General features: G+C 73.5%; 11 protein-coding genes and 1 pseudogene. 6 read left to right on the top strand and 6 right to left on the bottom strand.

The window, feature by feature from the left end:
- The first annotated feature begins 6 nt into the window (after positions 1 to 6).
- Positions 7 to 822 carry an ABC transporter ATP-binding protein gene (locus tag ACZ4VW_RS09985; RefSeq protein ID WP_467960405.1) on the top strand — a complete coding sequence of 272 codons (816 nt, stop codon included), beginning with the start codon at positions 7 to 9 and terminating at the stop codon, positions 820 to 822.
- An 87-nt stretch (positions 823 to 909) separates the two neighbouring features.
- Here ACZ4VW_RS09985 and ACZ4VW_RS09980 read toward each other — a convergent pair.
- Positions 910 to 1,278, bottom strand: a pseudogene (locus tag ACZ4VW_RS09980) (response regulator transcription factor); the annotation flags it as partial.
- A 176-nt stretch (positions 1,279 to 1,454) separates the two neighbouring features.
- Here ACZ4VW_RS09980 and ACZ4VW_RS09975 point away from each other — a divergent pair.
- Both ACZ4VW_RS09975 and ACZ4VW_RS09970 read left to right on the top strand, forming a co-directional pair.
- On the top strand, positions 1,455 to 5,054 hold the full coding sequence (locus ACZ4VW_RS09975) for a protein kinase domain-containing protein (protein WP_467960403.1): 3,600 nt from the start codon (positions 1,455 to 1,457) through the stop codon (positions 5,052 to 5,054).
- Positions 5,051 to 6,292, top strand: coding sequence for a protein kinase domain-containing protein (locus ACZ4VW_RS09970; RefSeq protein ID WP_467960401.1), 1,242 nt, complete (start codon positions 5,051 to 5,053; stop codon positions 6,290 to 6,292). The genes ACZ4VW_RS09975 and ACZ4VW_RS09970 overlap by 4 nt, the downstream gene beginning before the upstream one ends.
- Before the next feature lie 9 nt (positions 6,293 to 6,301).
- Here the strand turns inward: ACZ4VW_RS09970 and ACZ4VW_RS09965 are convergent, their stop codons facing one another.
- Both ACZ4VW_RS09965 and ACZ4VW_RS09960 read right to left on the bottom strand, forming a co-directional pair.
- Positions 6,302 to 7,027, bottom strand: coding sequence for a hypothetical protein (locus ACZ4VW_RS09965; RefSeq protein WP_467960399.1), 726 nt, complete (start codon positions 7,025 to 7,027; stop codon positions 6,302 to 6,304).
- 16 nt (positions 7,028 to 7,043) lie between these two features.
- Positions 7,044 to 7,679 carry a DUF7019 family protein gene (locus tag ACZ4VW_RS09960; protein WP_467960397.1) on the bottom strand — a complete coding sequence of 212 codons (636 nt, stop codon included), beginning with the start codon at positions 7,677 to 7,679 and terminating at the stop codon, positions 7,044 to 7,046.
- Positions 7,680 to 7,849: 170 nt separating this feature from the next.
- On the opposite strand from ACZ4VW_RS09960, the gene ACZ4VW_RS09955 reads away from it, so the two are divergent.
- From ACZ4VW_RS09955 to ACZ4VW_RS09945, 3 genes are all read left to right on the top strand, one after another.
- Complete coding sequence (locus tag ACZ4VW_RS09955; RefSeq protein ID WP_355110406.1) at positions 7,850 to 8,071, top strand: hypothetical protein; 222 nt, start codon at positions 7,850 to 7,852, stop codon at positions 8,069 to 8,071.
- 75 nt (positions 8,072 to 8,146) lie between these two features.
- On the top strand, positions 8,147 to 8,506 hold the full coding sequence (locus tag ACZ4VW_RS09950) for an ArsR/SmtB family transcription factor (protein WP_467960395.1): 360 nt from the start codon (positions 8,147 to 8,149) through the stop codon (positions 8,504 to 8,506).
- Positions 8,507 to 8,600: 94 nt separating this feature from the next.
- Entirely contained in the window at positions 8,601 to 9,968 is a 1,368-nt protein-coding gene (locus ACZ4VW_RS09945; RefSeq protein WP_467960393.1) for an MFS transporter, read from the top strand.
- Between the two features lie 515 nt (positions 9,969 to 10,483).
- Here the strand turns inward: ACZ4VW_RS09945 and ACZ4VW_RS09940 are convergent.
- From ACZ4VW_RS09940 to ACZ4VW_RS09930, 3 genes are all read right to left on the bottom strand, one after another.
- A complete protein-coding gene (locus tag ACZ4VW_RS09940; RefSeq protein WP_467960391.1) occupies positions 10,484 to 10,936 on the bottom strand; it encodes an SRPBCC family protein in 453 nt (150 codons plus the stop codon).
- An 86-nt stretch (positions 10,937 to 11,022) separates the two neighbouring features.
- Entirely contained in the window at positions 11,023 to 11,643 is a 621-nt protein-coding gene (locus ACZ4VW_RS09935; RefSeq protein WP_467960389.1) for a DinB family protein, read from the bottom strand.
- 165 nt (positions 11,644 to 11,808) lie between these two features.
- Positions 11,809 to 12,291, bottom strand: coding sequence for an Lrp/AsnC family transcriptional regulator (locus ACZ4VW_RS09930; RefSeq protein ID WP_467960387.1), 483 nt, complete (start codon positions 12,289 to 12,291; stop codon positions 11,809 to 11,811).
- Between the last annotated feature and the right edge of the window lie 258 nt (positions 12,292 to 12,549).

The raw sequence follows: 12,549 nt of genomic DNA, 5'->3' as shown, positions 1-12,549 counted from the left end.
GGCCCCATGGCCCCCCTTCCCGTGACGTCCGACTCCACGACACTCGGCGCCGAACGCGTCGCGCGCACCGCCGGCGGGCGACTGATCGTCGACGGGGTCGACATCGCCCCGGAGCCCGGCACCACCACGGCGCTTCTCGGACCCAACGGCTCCGGCAAATCGACGCTGTTGAAGCTGCTCTGCGGAGTCCTGGAGCCGTCAACCGGTCTCGTCACCCTCGACGGCCGGCCCCTCGGGGACCTGCGCCGCCGGGACGTCGCCCGGCGCGTGGCGGTCGTCGAGCAGCAGGCCGACACCCTCGTCGAGCTCACCGTCGCCGAGGTCGTCCGCCTCGGCCGCATCCCCCACCGGCGGGCCTGGTCGCCCCCGTCGGCCGCCGACGAACACGCCGTACGGGACGCCCTGCACCGCACCGGCCTCACCGACCGCGCGGAACAGCCCTGGCACACCCTGTCCGGCGGCGAACGCCAACGCGTCCAGATCGCCCGGGCCCTCGCCCAGGAGCCGAGGGAACTCCTCCTCGACGAACCCACCAACCACCTCGACATCCAGCACCAGCACGATCTCCTGGACCTGGTGTCCGGGCTGCCGGTCACCACGATCGTGGCCCTCCACGACCTGAACCTCGCCGCGATGTACTGCGACTCGATCGTCGTCCTGTCCGGCGGGCGCGTGGTGGCCGCCGGAGCGCCGCGCGAGGTGCTGACCGCCGCGCTGATCGCCGACGTCTACGGGGTCCGCGTGACGGTCACCCACCCGGACGGCGACGACCGGCCGCACCTGCGCGTGCTCGGCACGCTCGCCCGTTCCCGCTCCTGCTGACCGCTCCTGCTCACCGCTCCTGCTGACCGGTCCTGCTGACCGGTCCTCGACGGGCGAGGCGGGTACGGCAGCGGCCCGGGAGGCCGGTCAGCGCTCCTGGCGCGGCTCGCCGGTGGACCCCGGCGTGACCAGGCCCGTCTCGTACGCGGCGATCACCGCCTGCGCGCGGTCGCGGAGCCGGAGCTTCGAGAGGATGCGGGCGACATGCGTCTTGACGGTGGCTTCGCTCAGCCGGAAGCGAGCCGCCAGTTCGGCGTTGCTGTCACCCCGGGCCAGCGCCTCGAAGACCTCCACCTCCCGGGGCGTGAGCGTCGACAGGTCCCGGTGCGGGGACGTCGTACGGTCCCGGGAGACGGCGAAGCGCTCGACCAGACGGCGGGTGATGGCCGGTGCCAGCAGGGCGTCCCCGGAGCGGACCAGCCGGACCGCGGCCGCCAGGTGCTCGGGGGTGACGTCCGGGCGGCGCGGACCCCGACGGCACGGGCGCTGCGGACGGAGTGAGGGGCCCCCGGATCCGGAGGGGTCCCGGCCGCCGAGGCAGCCGTCGTCAGGGACGGCTCCGCCCCCGGCGACCCGGGGCCGAGCCTCGCAACGCCATGGAGGAGCCGGTCCTGATCGCGCACAATGGCTGTATGACGGTGGGGAGTTGGCGGCGCGGTGAGGTCCTGCTCGGTCTGTACGAGGTGCTCGACGTGCTCGACGGCGGCGGCATGGGGCTGGTGCACCGGGTCCGCCACCGCGGCTGGAACACCGACCTCGCGGCCAAGGTGCCGCGCCCCGAGCTCGTGGCCACCGCCGCCGGACGCGCCGGCTTCGAGACCGAGGCGGGCACCTGGGTCGGCCTCGGGCTGCACCCGCACGTCGTCAACTGCCACTACGTACGGAGGGTCGGCGAGATCCCGTGCGTGTTCGCCGAGTGGGTGGCGGGCGGCTCGCTCGCCGAGCTCGTACGGGACGGCCGGCTGTACGCGGACACGGACGGCGCGGGCGCGGCGTACGGCGGCGAGCCGTCCCCCGCCCGCGCCCTCGACCTGGCCGCACAGATCGCCTGGGGCATCGACCACGCCCACCGGCACGGTGTGATCCACCAGGACGTCAAGCCCGCCAACATCATGGTCGACGTCGACGCCGACTGGACCGCGAAGGTCACCGACTTCGGCATCGCCGGCGCCCGCGCCGCGGCGGGCGAGAGCGCCGCCGTGCCGCCCGGGGCGAGCCTGGCGGCGAGCTACGGCGGCCGGACGCCCGCCTACTGCTCCCCCGAGCAGGCGGACGCGGCGGCCGGCGCGCGGATCACGCTGACGCGCGCCACGGACGTGTGGTCGTGGGCCCTGTGCGTGCTGGAGATGTTCACCGGCGCGCCGCCGTGCCGGTACGGGCAGTCGGCGCCCGAAGTGTTCGCCGTGTTCCTGGAGGCCGGTGGACGTGCCGGACCGGACACCCCGGCCATGCCCCCGGCACTCGCCGACCTGCTGCGCGACTGCTTCCTGATCGACCCGGACGCCCGCCCGCACGCGATGGCCGAACTCGCCGCGGCCGTCCGCCAGATCCACGCCGACGTCGTCGGCGGCCCCCCTTCGCGCCCCGAGCCGCGGGCGGCCGACCTGCTCGCCGACGGCCTCTCCAACCAGGCGCTCTCGCTCCTCGACCTCGGCCGCCCCCAGGAGGCGGAGGCGCTCTGGCGCACCGCCGCGGACATCGACCCGCACCACCCGTCGACCGTCTACAACTGGGCCCTGCACCGCTGGCGTCAGGGCGTGCTCACCGACGAGCAGGCCGTGTCCGAGCTGAGCACCGCACGCACCATCGAGGGCGCGCGCTGGACAGCGGACCACCTCCTCGGCCTCGTCCACGTCGAACGGGGCGACGATGCCGCCGCACGCGCCCTGCTCGCGAGCGCGCCCCCGGACCTCCCGGAGGTCCGGGCCGCGCTCACCGAACTGGACCGCCGCGACCCGGCCCCCGAGCGGGTACGCAGGAGCGGCCACCACGGAAGTGTGACGGCGCTGGCGGTCGACGCCACGGGTGCGGTGGCGCTCACCGGCGGCGAGGACGGCCGGATCCGGGTCTGGTCGACGGCCGACGGCGGCCACTGCCGCCACGAGCTCCCCCGGACGACGGGCACCGAGGACACGCCGCCCGTCACCGCCGTCGCCGTCACCCCCGACGGCCGCGCCGGGCTCTCCGCGCGCGGCGCGGGCATCCTCGAGGTGTGGGACCTCGCCGCCGGGACGCTGTCGCGCACCCTCCCGGGCCCCGCCGAACGGGTCGCCGAGGTCGCGCTCAACGGCGCGGGCCTCGCCTCCGTGGCATACGACGGCGGGCGGGTGCAGGTGTGGGACCTGGCCGGCCGGCTCATGCGGGAGTTCGTCCACCCGCCGAGCCCGTACCGAAAGCTCGACCCGGGAACCGGTCGGCCCGGTGGGGAGACCTTCCACGAACCCTCGACGGCCACCGTGCTCGGGCTGAGCGCGGACGGCGCCGCCGTCGTGTCCGCGGCGCCCCGCGACGGCAGTGTCGTGGTCTGGGAGGTGGCGGCCGCCCGGCCGCTGCACCGACTGGTCACCTCCGCCGACTTCCACACGACCGGCATCGACGGGGTCGCGCTCAGCCCGTACGGCGCGTACGCGCTGCTGCTGGACCACCTGTCCGGCGAGCTCCGCGTCTGGGAGACCCGGACCGACCGGGTCCGCACCACCGCGCCGAACCACCTCGACCGCCACGATGTCCTCGCCCTCAGCGGCGACGCCACCCTCGCCGCCTCCGTCGGTGTGTCGGGCAGCGCCCCGCCGTTACGGATCTGGGAGACGCGGACCGGGCGCTGCCTGCGCACGTTCTCCCCCACGATCGAGGAGAACCGGTTCCACACTCCTCGGCGCGTGGCCCTCAGCGGGGACGGCCGGGTCCTCGTGGTGGGCGACGAGGCCGGCGGCATCCAGGTGCGGCACCTGCCGGCGCCCGGCTTCCGCGCCGGCTGGAGCTACGCCCGCCCCCGCACGGCGCTCGCCCTCGAGGACGACGAGACCCGGGTGCGGCGCGCGCTGGAGCGAGCGGAGGAACTGGCCGAGCGGGGCGCGTTCGCGGCGGCCGCCGAGGAACTGCGCGCCGCCCGTGCCCTTCCCGGCTTCGAGCGCCATCCCCGCCTCCGGGCCCTCTGGAACGACCTGGGACACGCGGCGGGCCGCAGCACCGGCCTGCTCGGCATCTGGGAGCGCTACGACCTCAGCGGGACCTGGATCCTCACCCAGAAGCCGACCTTCGCCCTGAGCCGCGACGGTGAACTGGCCGTGACCGGGGGAGCCGACGGACGGATCCGCGTGTGGGAACTCCAGACCGGACAGTGCCTGCACCAGTTCCCCGAGCGCGTCGCCAACACCCACACCGTCCTGATCGCCGACGACCGCGGACTCGCCGTCACGGCCGACTGGGGCGGCGCCGCCCATCTGTGGAGCTTCGAGAGCGGCACCAGGCGCTGTCAGTTGTACGGCGACCACGGGCATGTCACCGCGGTCGCCATGGATGCCGCCGGCCGTCACGCGCTGGTCGGGGACAGCGAGGGCGCGCTGTGCCTCTGGGACCTGACCCGTGCCGTCCCCCTCCGCACGATGGTCGGGCACGAGGGCAAGGTCGGCGCCGTCCGGCTGAGCGACGACGGGAAGTACGCCGCGTCGGCGGGTTTCGACGACCGCACGGGAAGGCTCTGGCAGACGGCCACCGGACGCCCGCTGCTCGATTTCCCGGTCGGCTTCGGCGACACCACCTTCAGGTTCGGCCCCGAGGGCAGGCGGCTGTTCGTCAACGACGCGCGCCAGGTGACGGTCTGGGACGTACGGGCCGGCCTGCGGATCCGCACCCAGGAGGTCGCCTATCACGCGACCCTCGCGATGAGCGCCGACGGGCGCGTGGCGGCGACCTCCGGCATCGGCACGATCCGGGTGTGGGACACGGAGAGCGGGCGCACCCTGTGCCAGATCCCCGAGTTCACGGAGATGTACGACCTGAGCCCCGACGGGCGTCACCTCCTGACGGGCGCGCACGACCGGGTCCTGCGCCTCTGGGACGTCCGCACGGGAGCCTGCGTGCACCGGCTCGAAGGCCATCCCGTGTCCCTCTCGGAGGTCGCCTTCACCGCCGACGGCCGCAACATCGTCTCGGCCGACCTCCGGCCCGCGCTCCGGCTGTGGGAGCTGGACCGGGACTACGACTTCACGGCGGGGACCGGTGCCCCATGAGCCCGCGGGTGACCGTCGCGGTCCACACCCCGGACGGCGTCGCGGAGCACGTCCTCGGTGAGTGGGCCGGCCTCGACGTCGGACGGTCGGCCGCGTGCGGCATCCGGATCCCCGACCGGTACGTCAGCGTCTCCCGGCGCCACTGCCGGCTGGACGTCGACCCGCCCGGCCCGCGCGTACGGGACCTGGGGAGCAGCTACGGCACGTACGTCAACGGCGCGCGGCTCGGCCGCCTCACGGAGCGGCCGCTGGCGCACGGGGACGAGATCGTGATCGGGGAGGTACGCCTCCGGATCACGGTGGAGGTGCCCGCCGACGCGCTTCCGGAGGCACCGCCGGGCCTCGCACCGCCCGACGTCCCCGCGTACGAGATCCTTCAGGAGCTCGGCCGCGGGTCCCAGGGCGTCGTCCACCTGGCCCGCCACCGCGGCACGGGAGAACGGGTGGCGCTGAAGCGCGTCCTGGCCGTGGGGCCGGTCGACGCGCAGACGCGCTTCGCGTTCCGGCGCGAGTTCGAGAGCATCCGCGCCCTGCGCCACCCGAACGTCGTCGCCTTCCGCGACAGCGGCGACCGGGACAACGCGTTCTGGTTCGCCTGCGCCTACTGTCCCGGCGGAGGGCTGGAACGGCTGGCCGCCCGGCACGGGGGCAGAGTGCCCGTGGCCCAGGCTCTGACCGTCGTACGGCAGGTGCTGGCGGCTCTGGAGCACGCGCATGGGGCCGTGCTGCCCTCCGCGCCCCTGGCGGACGGCGCCGAGGCCGTGGCCCGGGGCCTGGTGCACCGCGACGTGAAGCCCGCCAACATCCTGCTCACTGGGGAGGAGACGGACGACGGTCCGGTGGTCAAGCTCGCCGACTTCGGCCTGGCCAAGGCGTTCGAGCACGCGGGGCTCTCCGGGCACACCCGGACGGGAGCGCTCGGCGGCACGATCCCCTTCAGCCCGCGCGGCCAGCTGCTCGGCTACAAGTACGCCGGACCCGAGGTCGACGTCTGGGCGGCGGCCGCCTGCCTGTACTGGATGCTCACGGGCGCCACTCCACGCGACTTCCCGCCGCGGGCGGATCCGGTGGCGGTCGCGCTGCGTTCGCCCGTCGTACGGATCGGGGACCGCGACCCCTCGATCCCGCCCCGGCTCGCGGACGTCATCGACGCGGCGCTGGTCGACACCCCGCGCATCGAGATCAGGACGGCGGAGGAACTGGCGAGAGCCCTCCGGGAGATCGCGTGTGCCTTGTAGGCGCCCAGCTCATCCACCGGAGTCGCGTACGCACGCGAGACCTACCCGGGCAGTGAACCCGAAGCGGCCGAGCGGCAGCACGTGCTGATCGGTGTACGCGGCCTCTCGCACGGCCTCGTCGTGGGCGGCCCGCTGCTCCCGCGAGCAGCGGCTCCGGTCCACCTCGATCGTGGGCACGACCGACGCCAGAAGGTCGCGGGACGACTCGTGGACGGAGGCGAGCCGCTCCTCGTAGGAGGGATCGGCCGGGTGGCTCAGGGACAGCGCGACGGGCGGTTCCGCTCCCAGGGCTTCGGCGGCCCGCTCCAGCGTCCCGGCCACGAAGCGCAGGGCCAGGCCGATGTGCGCGCCGAGGTCCTCGTTCCCCGGGTCGGGCGGATACGGCCAGGGCGCTGCCTCCGGCACCATGAACCGGACCCGCACCCGGCTCACCGGCAGCGCGCAGATCAACGACGGCCACACCCCGCCTCCCTCGATCGTGAAGGCGGGACGCTCGGCCTCCCCCGACCAGAGCAGGGCGATCCACTCGATCACGCTGATGGCCTCGGGCGGCAGGTTGTCCGGTGCGTACGGGCCTCGGCTTCGCGTATCGAGCGCGTCCGCCGGCATCACTGTCACGACCCGGGCCTCGCCCGGATCGATCTCCAGGGCCAGAGGGGAGACCGCGAGCCGTGTCATGGTCCGGCAGGCCGACTCGATCAGCACCGACATCCTCGCCTCGTGCCCGGACGTCACCCGGTCCTCCGCCCGCTCAGTCGACGAGCGCCACGTAGAGCGGGCTGGCGAGCAGGACCGTCATGTCGTCCCGGGGGGCCAGTTCCGGGTACGGGCACGGTCCGTGCAGCATCCGCTTGGCCACGAACTCGACGGTCTGCGCGGGACCGCGGAGCACCCCGTTGGCCCGCATGACGGTGGCCAGGGCGCCCGGGTGGGGCGTCCCGTCCTCCGTCGCGCGAGCGAGGTGCTCGATGAGCACGGGCGGCAGGGATGCGCTGAGCCGGTTCTCGGTGAGGGGCTGGGCGACGACCGTGCTCAGCAGATGGCTCGTCGAGCCGCCGAGACCGACGATCGTGCGCTCGCTCCGACCGCCGAAGTACACCGCGTCACCGTTGCCGAGGACGCCCCACTGCATCGGCAGGACACCGTGCACGTACTGGCCCGGCGCGTCCACGTCCCCCAGGTCGGCGTGGTCCTCGAGGTGCCGCAGGACACGTTCCAGCCGTGCGACCCGGTCCGTGCCCGCCGCCTCCACGCTGCGCTTGGCACTCGCCACCTTCAGGTCGAGGCCGAACTCCGTGACGCGCTTGCGCGCCCAGGAGGCGTCGATCTGCGACAGCAGCATGTCGATCTTGGCGTCACTGATGTACAGGTAGTAGCGGACCGACACATCCGTCCCCTCTCACGGTGCAGCCGATGCTACCCGTCGAATCCGCCCCGGAATCTCGGCACTTGACCTCGGACGTGCCCCGCCGTGCGCCGAATCGACCCCCGAGCCGGACACCGGGCGGACGCTCGAGTCTGTCCTGGGGCCATCGCGGGGGGCATACTGGCATCACGATGACGAACCGATCCGCGCCTCGGCGCCACCTGTCCACCAGCCCCTTCGCGGCTCCTGTCGATCCCGTGATCAAGGAGTTCGCCGTCGGTGACCGCGTCTCCCACGATCGTCACGGCCTCGGGAAGATCATTGGCCAGGAGCCGACGGGTGCGCTGCTCGTCGACTTCGGAGCCACCCAGGTCCGCGTGCTCATCCCGTACAAGGGAATGCACAAACTCTGACCCCCGCTTCCTCGGATCCGCCCCCGGTGCCCCCGCGCCAGGGGCGGTCGTCTTTGCCGCGCCTACGATGGCCCCATGGCAGAACGCGAGGGACCCTCTCCGGCGAGTGCGGTGCACCAACGCACTCCAGGCGCCCCCGAGCTCGCCGCGGCGGCCGGCGTGTTCGCGCTGCTCGCGGACCCGACCCGACTGCATCTGGTGTGGCTCCTCACACGCGGGGAGTCGGACGTGGGCGCCCTCGCCGAGGCATGCGGCGCGGCCCGGCCCGCGGTGAGCCAGCACCTGGCCAAGCTCCGTCTGGGGGGACTCGTCCAGCACCGCAAGGACGGTCGGCGGGTGGTGTACACGCTGCCCGACGGGCACATGCGGCGTCTCGTGGTCGAGGCGATCAGTCACGCCGACCACCAGGTGACGGGCGAGCCCTGGCACGACTGAGGGGCCGCTTCCGTCCGTAGAGTCAACATGTGCGCAAGCGTGCACGCATCGGCTACGGTGGTGAGGACCCCGTAGTCGAACGAGGGCGTGCCTCATGCTGTCCGTGCTGCGCAACCCCACGTACCGCCGCCTGTTCGCCGCCCAGGTCGTCGCCCTGGTCGGCACGGGACTCGCGACGGTCGCCCTGAGCCTGCTCGCGTACGACCTCTCCGGTGCGGACGCCTCCGGCGTTCTGGGAACCGCCCTCGCGATCAAGATGGTCGCGTACGTCGGCATCGCCCCGCTGGTCAGCGCCTTCGCCGATCGAATACCCCGGCGCGCGCTCCTGGTCGCCATGGATCTCACCCGTGCCGCCGCCGCCCTGGTGCTGCCCTTCGTCACCGAGGTCTGGCAGATCTACGTCCTGATCCTGCTGCTCCAGGCGGCCTCCGCCGCCTTCACCCCGACCTTCCAGGCCGCCGTCCCCGACGTCCTGCCCGACGAGCGCGACTACACCCGGGCCCTGTCCCTGTCCCGGCTCGCCCACGACCTGGAGAACCTCTTCAGCCCGGCGCTCGCCGCCGCCCTGCTGACCTTCCTCTCCTCCGGCCTGCTGTTCGCCGGTACTTCCGCCGGCTTCCTGGCCTCCGCCGCCCTGGTCGCCTCCGTCCTGCTCCCGAAGCAGGCGCCGGTGGAGCGGGCCGGCGGCCCCTACGCCAAGGCCGCCTTCGGTACCCGGCTCTTCCTGGCCACCCCGCGGCTGCGCGCGCTCCTCGCGCTCGATCTGGTCGTCGCCGCGGGCGGAGCGATGGTCCTCGTCAACACCGTCGTCCTGGTCCGTGAGGCCCTCGGCCGCCCGGTCGGCGACGTCACCCTCGCCCTCGGCGCGTACGGCGCGGGCTCCATGGCCGTGGCGCTGCTCCTGCCCCGGGTGTTGGACCGGCTCGGCGACCGCACGGTGCTGCTCCCCGCCGCCTTCGTGACGGCCGGCACCCTGGCCCTCCTCCCGGCCGGGCTGGCGGCGGGGCCGGGCTCCTGGTCCTGGCCCGTCGTGCTCGCCGCGTGGCTGCTGCTCGGCGCCGCCGGCTCGGCCGTCCTGACCCCCGGCGGGCGGCTGTTGCGGCGCTCCGCGGGGCGCGCGGACCTCCCCGCCGTCTTCGCCGCCCGGTTCTCCCTCGCCCACGGCTGCTGGCTGCTGACCTACCCGCTCGCCGGCTGGACCGCCACCCGCGCCGGACTCGGGGCCGCCGCCGGCGCGCTGAGCGCCGTCGCCCTGCTCGCGGCCGTCGCGGCCGTCCGGCTCTGGCCGCGCACCGATCCGGACGAGCTGGAACACCTCCACCGGGACCTGGCGCCGGACCATCCGCACCTGGCCGGTGCGGGCCGGCGCCACGTCCACGACTACCGCATCGACGCCCTCCACCCCCGGTGGCCCGCACCGGAGCTCACCGCACGGACGCGGGGGCCGGGAAACGCGGCGTGAGCAGGTGGACGACCACATCGCCGCCGCGGTCGTCGGCGGACTCCTGGACCGGGCGGGGTGTGGCCGCTCGAAAGGGCGGCGTCCGCCTCTTGACGTGGTGGAAATAAGGAGGAAAATCCGTATTACACCAGAAAACCAGAGCGAGCCGCACTCGTCGGTGAAGACGTTCACCGACCCGCGTGACCCACTCGCTGGCTCTGGCCAGGCCCCCGGCAGATCCTCCCGGATCTCAGGACGGACAGCGACGGCTGAGACGTCCGAGTCCGGAGACGGACTACCGGGGACTGCTCTGTGTGGCGGACGTCCTCGGGCAGGGGACGTCCTGCGACGTCATCCCACCTCTACGTCATCCCACCTCCTGGCGCTCTCGCCCGTCGCACCCGTTCGCCCGTCGTTTCCCATGGATGGTCACCGGCCTCCGGCCGCGCGAGGCCACGCCTCGGAGCGGCCGGAAGCCGCGCCCAGGCCGCGCTCGGTGGTGTTCGGCTGATGCGACGCGCGTCAGCCGGCCGGGGTCACCGGGCGGCTCCGGCCTCCAGAATGCCCTTGAGGTGCTGCTCGTTCCTGGGCAGCTCCTTACGGATCTGCGGGCGGACGACGAAGGGGACCAGCATCTTGCCGATGCCGTGTCCCTCGAAGTCGACCGCGAGCGTGACCCGCGAGTGCTCGCCGTCGTCGATCGGCTCGATCGTGCCGTGGACGTCGGCGCGTACCGGGCCGTCGATGGCGTGCATGTGCCAACTCCTCGGCGGGTCCAGCTCGATGACCTGCATCGTCATCGTGATGTCCCGACGCCCGACGTGTCGCGTCACGGCGGCCTTGGAGCCGACGGCGAGAGGCGCGTCGCTCAACGGGCGGACGGAGACGGCGCTCTCCTGCCACTCGGGCAGGTGCGTCGGGTCGGTCACGTAGGGAAAGACCTCCGCGGGACTGCGGGAGATGTCGATGGATTCCTTGATGGCAGACATAGCGCCCTCTTCGGATTGCCTTCGTCATGCCTGTTGTGACTTCATACAAATGATCCCACGGGCGGCGCGAGGATGCCATCGAGCGGTCACGCGGTGCGGGCCCGGTGGAGATCACGCAGCAGTGCGATCTCGGCCCCGTGGTGCAGCAGTTCCTGGTTGACCCACCAGACGACGTCCAGGAAGGGATCCTCCGGATCGCTGCCGTGCGGGTACGTGCTGTGCCCGGCCGTGTCGAGCGCCGTGTCGTCGGCCGCGAGCAGGGCCTTCCGCCACGCCTCCGCCCCGGTGTCGAAGGCCTCGATCGCCGAGGCGGCGTCGCCGGGTGTCCGGTAGTCGTCACGGGTCAGGCTGTGGGTGCCGGCGGTGTGGTCCGCGCGGAGCGTCAGGAGCTCGCTCAGGTGGCTCAGCCGCCAGGCGATGGTCGTGAACGGCGGCGGCGCGGGATGCGGGGCAGGGGTGGCGTCACGGCCCCAGTCACCCGCGCCGGTCAGGACGGTCGCCCGGGGGCCCGGACCGTCGGCACGGCGGCGGACCGACCAGCAGCCCGGAACGGGCTCCCACAGGTACTCCTCGTCGGTGAGTTCCCGGACCTCGACGTCCGTGCCGTTGCCGCTGTCCACGAACGGCCCCGCCATGCGTTGCCGCAGCCGGAGCCGCGCGAAGTCGAACTGGTCGAGCAGCGGCACCAGTCGGGGCGGCAGGGACATGGTGACTCCAGGGTCGGGCGGCGGCGGGGCATGCGTACCCTGCCACACGCCCCCGCGCCCGGCGCCCGGATTTTCCTCGCGCGAGGACCGCCACCCCGCCCGCCTCGGCCCCGGCCCGGAACGTCGCACCGGAACGTCGCGCCGGAACGTCGCGCCCGGACCGGATCAGCCGTTCCGTGCCGACGCCCGCCCCACCGACTCGACCAGAGGCAGCAGCCGGTGCGGGACCCGCTCGCGCAGGGCCATCTCCGTGCGGGTGCGGACCACACCCGGCAGCTGGATCAGTCGCTGGATCACGTCCTCCAGATGTCCGTTGTCCCGGGCCACCACCCGCGTCAGCAGGTCCCCGCCGCCCGTGATCGAGAACGCCTCGACGATCTCCGGCACGGCGGCGAGCGCGTCGCCGACCTCGTCCAGATGCCCCTGGGTGACCTCGATGTGCACGAAGGCGAGCACCGGATGACCGAGCGCCGCGGGGGAGAGCACGGGACCGGTGGCGGTGATCACCCCTTCCCGCTCCAGCCGGTCGATCCGGGCCTGCACCGTGCCCCGCGCCACCCCCAGAATCCGTGCGTACTCGCGCACGCTGGTGCGCGGCTGCTCGATGAGCAGCCGCAGGATGCGAGTGTCGAGCTCGTCCACCGCCATGGTCCGTTGGCCTCCTCTGGCCGCCTTCTACTCGAAACGACTGTACCAATGGTCCACCGTGGAGCGATTGAGTTGAGCCAGTGGGTGGACAGGTGTTTTCCTGTCGGAAGAGTACGAAGAGATGGCGCCGCGCACGCGCCGGACCGGCGACGCGGCCGGCACCGGACCCGCGGCGCCTTTCCCATGTCCAGGGGCCGCCACAAGCAGGCCGGGGCACGAGATCACGCGAAGAGGGTGTGTTGTACGTCAGCGGGGGCG

It is taken from the genome of Streptomyces sp. NPDC029139, from assembly GCF_055564335.1.
The sequence above is the reverse complement of the archived record's forward strand: the minus strand, read 5'-3'. Positions and strand labels throughout refer to the sequence as shown.

Bases quoted from the DNA above. Each gene is read 5' to 3' on its own strand.
- ACZ4VW_RS09970 (WP_467960401.1), top strand. From the start codon at position 5,051: ATGAGCCCGCGGGTGACCGTCGCGGTCCACACCCCGGACGGCGTCGCG.
- ACZ4VW_RS09935 (WP_467960389.1), bottom strand. From the start codon at position 11,643: ATGTCCCTGCCGCCCCGACTGGTGCCGCTGCTCGACCAGTTCGACTTC.
- ACZ4VW_RS09930 (WP_467960387.1), bottom strand. From the start codon at position 12,291: ATGGCGGTGGACGAGCTCGACACTCGCATCCTGCGGCTGCTCATCGAG.
- ACZ4VW_RS09985 (WP_467960405.1), top strand. From the start codon at position 7: ATGGCCCCCCTTCCCGTGACGTCCGACTCCACGACACTCGGCGCCGAA.
- ACZ4VW_RS09975 (WP_467960403.1), top strand. From the start codon at position 1,455: ATGACGGTGGGGAGTTGGCGGCGCGGTGAGGTCCTGCTCGGTCTGTAC.
- ACZ4VW_RS09955 (WP_355110406.1), top strand. From the start codon at position 7,850: ATGACGAACCGATCCGCGCCTCGGCGCCACCTGTCCACCAGCCCCTTC.
- ACZ4VW_RS09950 (WP_467960395.1), top strand. From the start codon at position 8,147: ATGGCAGAACGCGAGGGACCCTCTCCGGCGAGTGCGGTGCACCAACGC.
- ACZ4VW_RS09945 (WP_467960393.1), top strand. From the start codon at position 8,601: ATGCTGTCCGTGCTGCGCAACCCCACGTACCGCCGCCTGTTCGCCGCC.
- ACZ4VW_RS09940 (WP_467960391.1), bottom strand. From the start codon at position 10,936: ATGTCTGCCATCAAGGAATCCATCGACATCTCCCGCAGTCCCGCGGAG.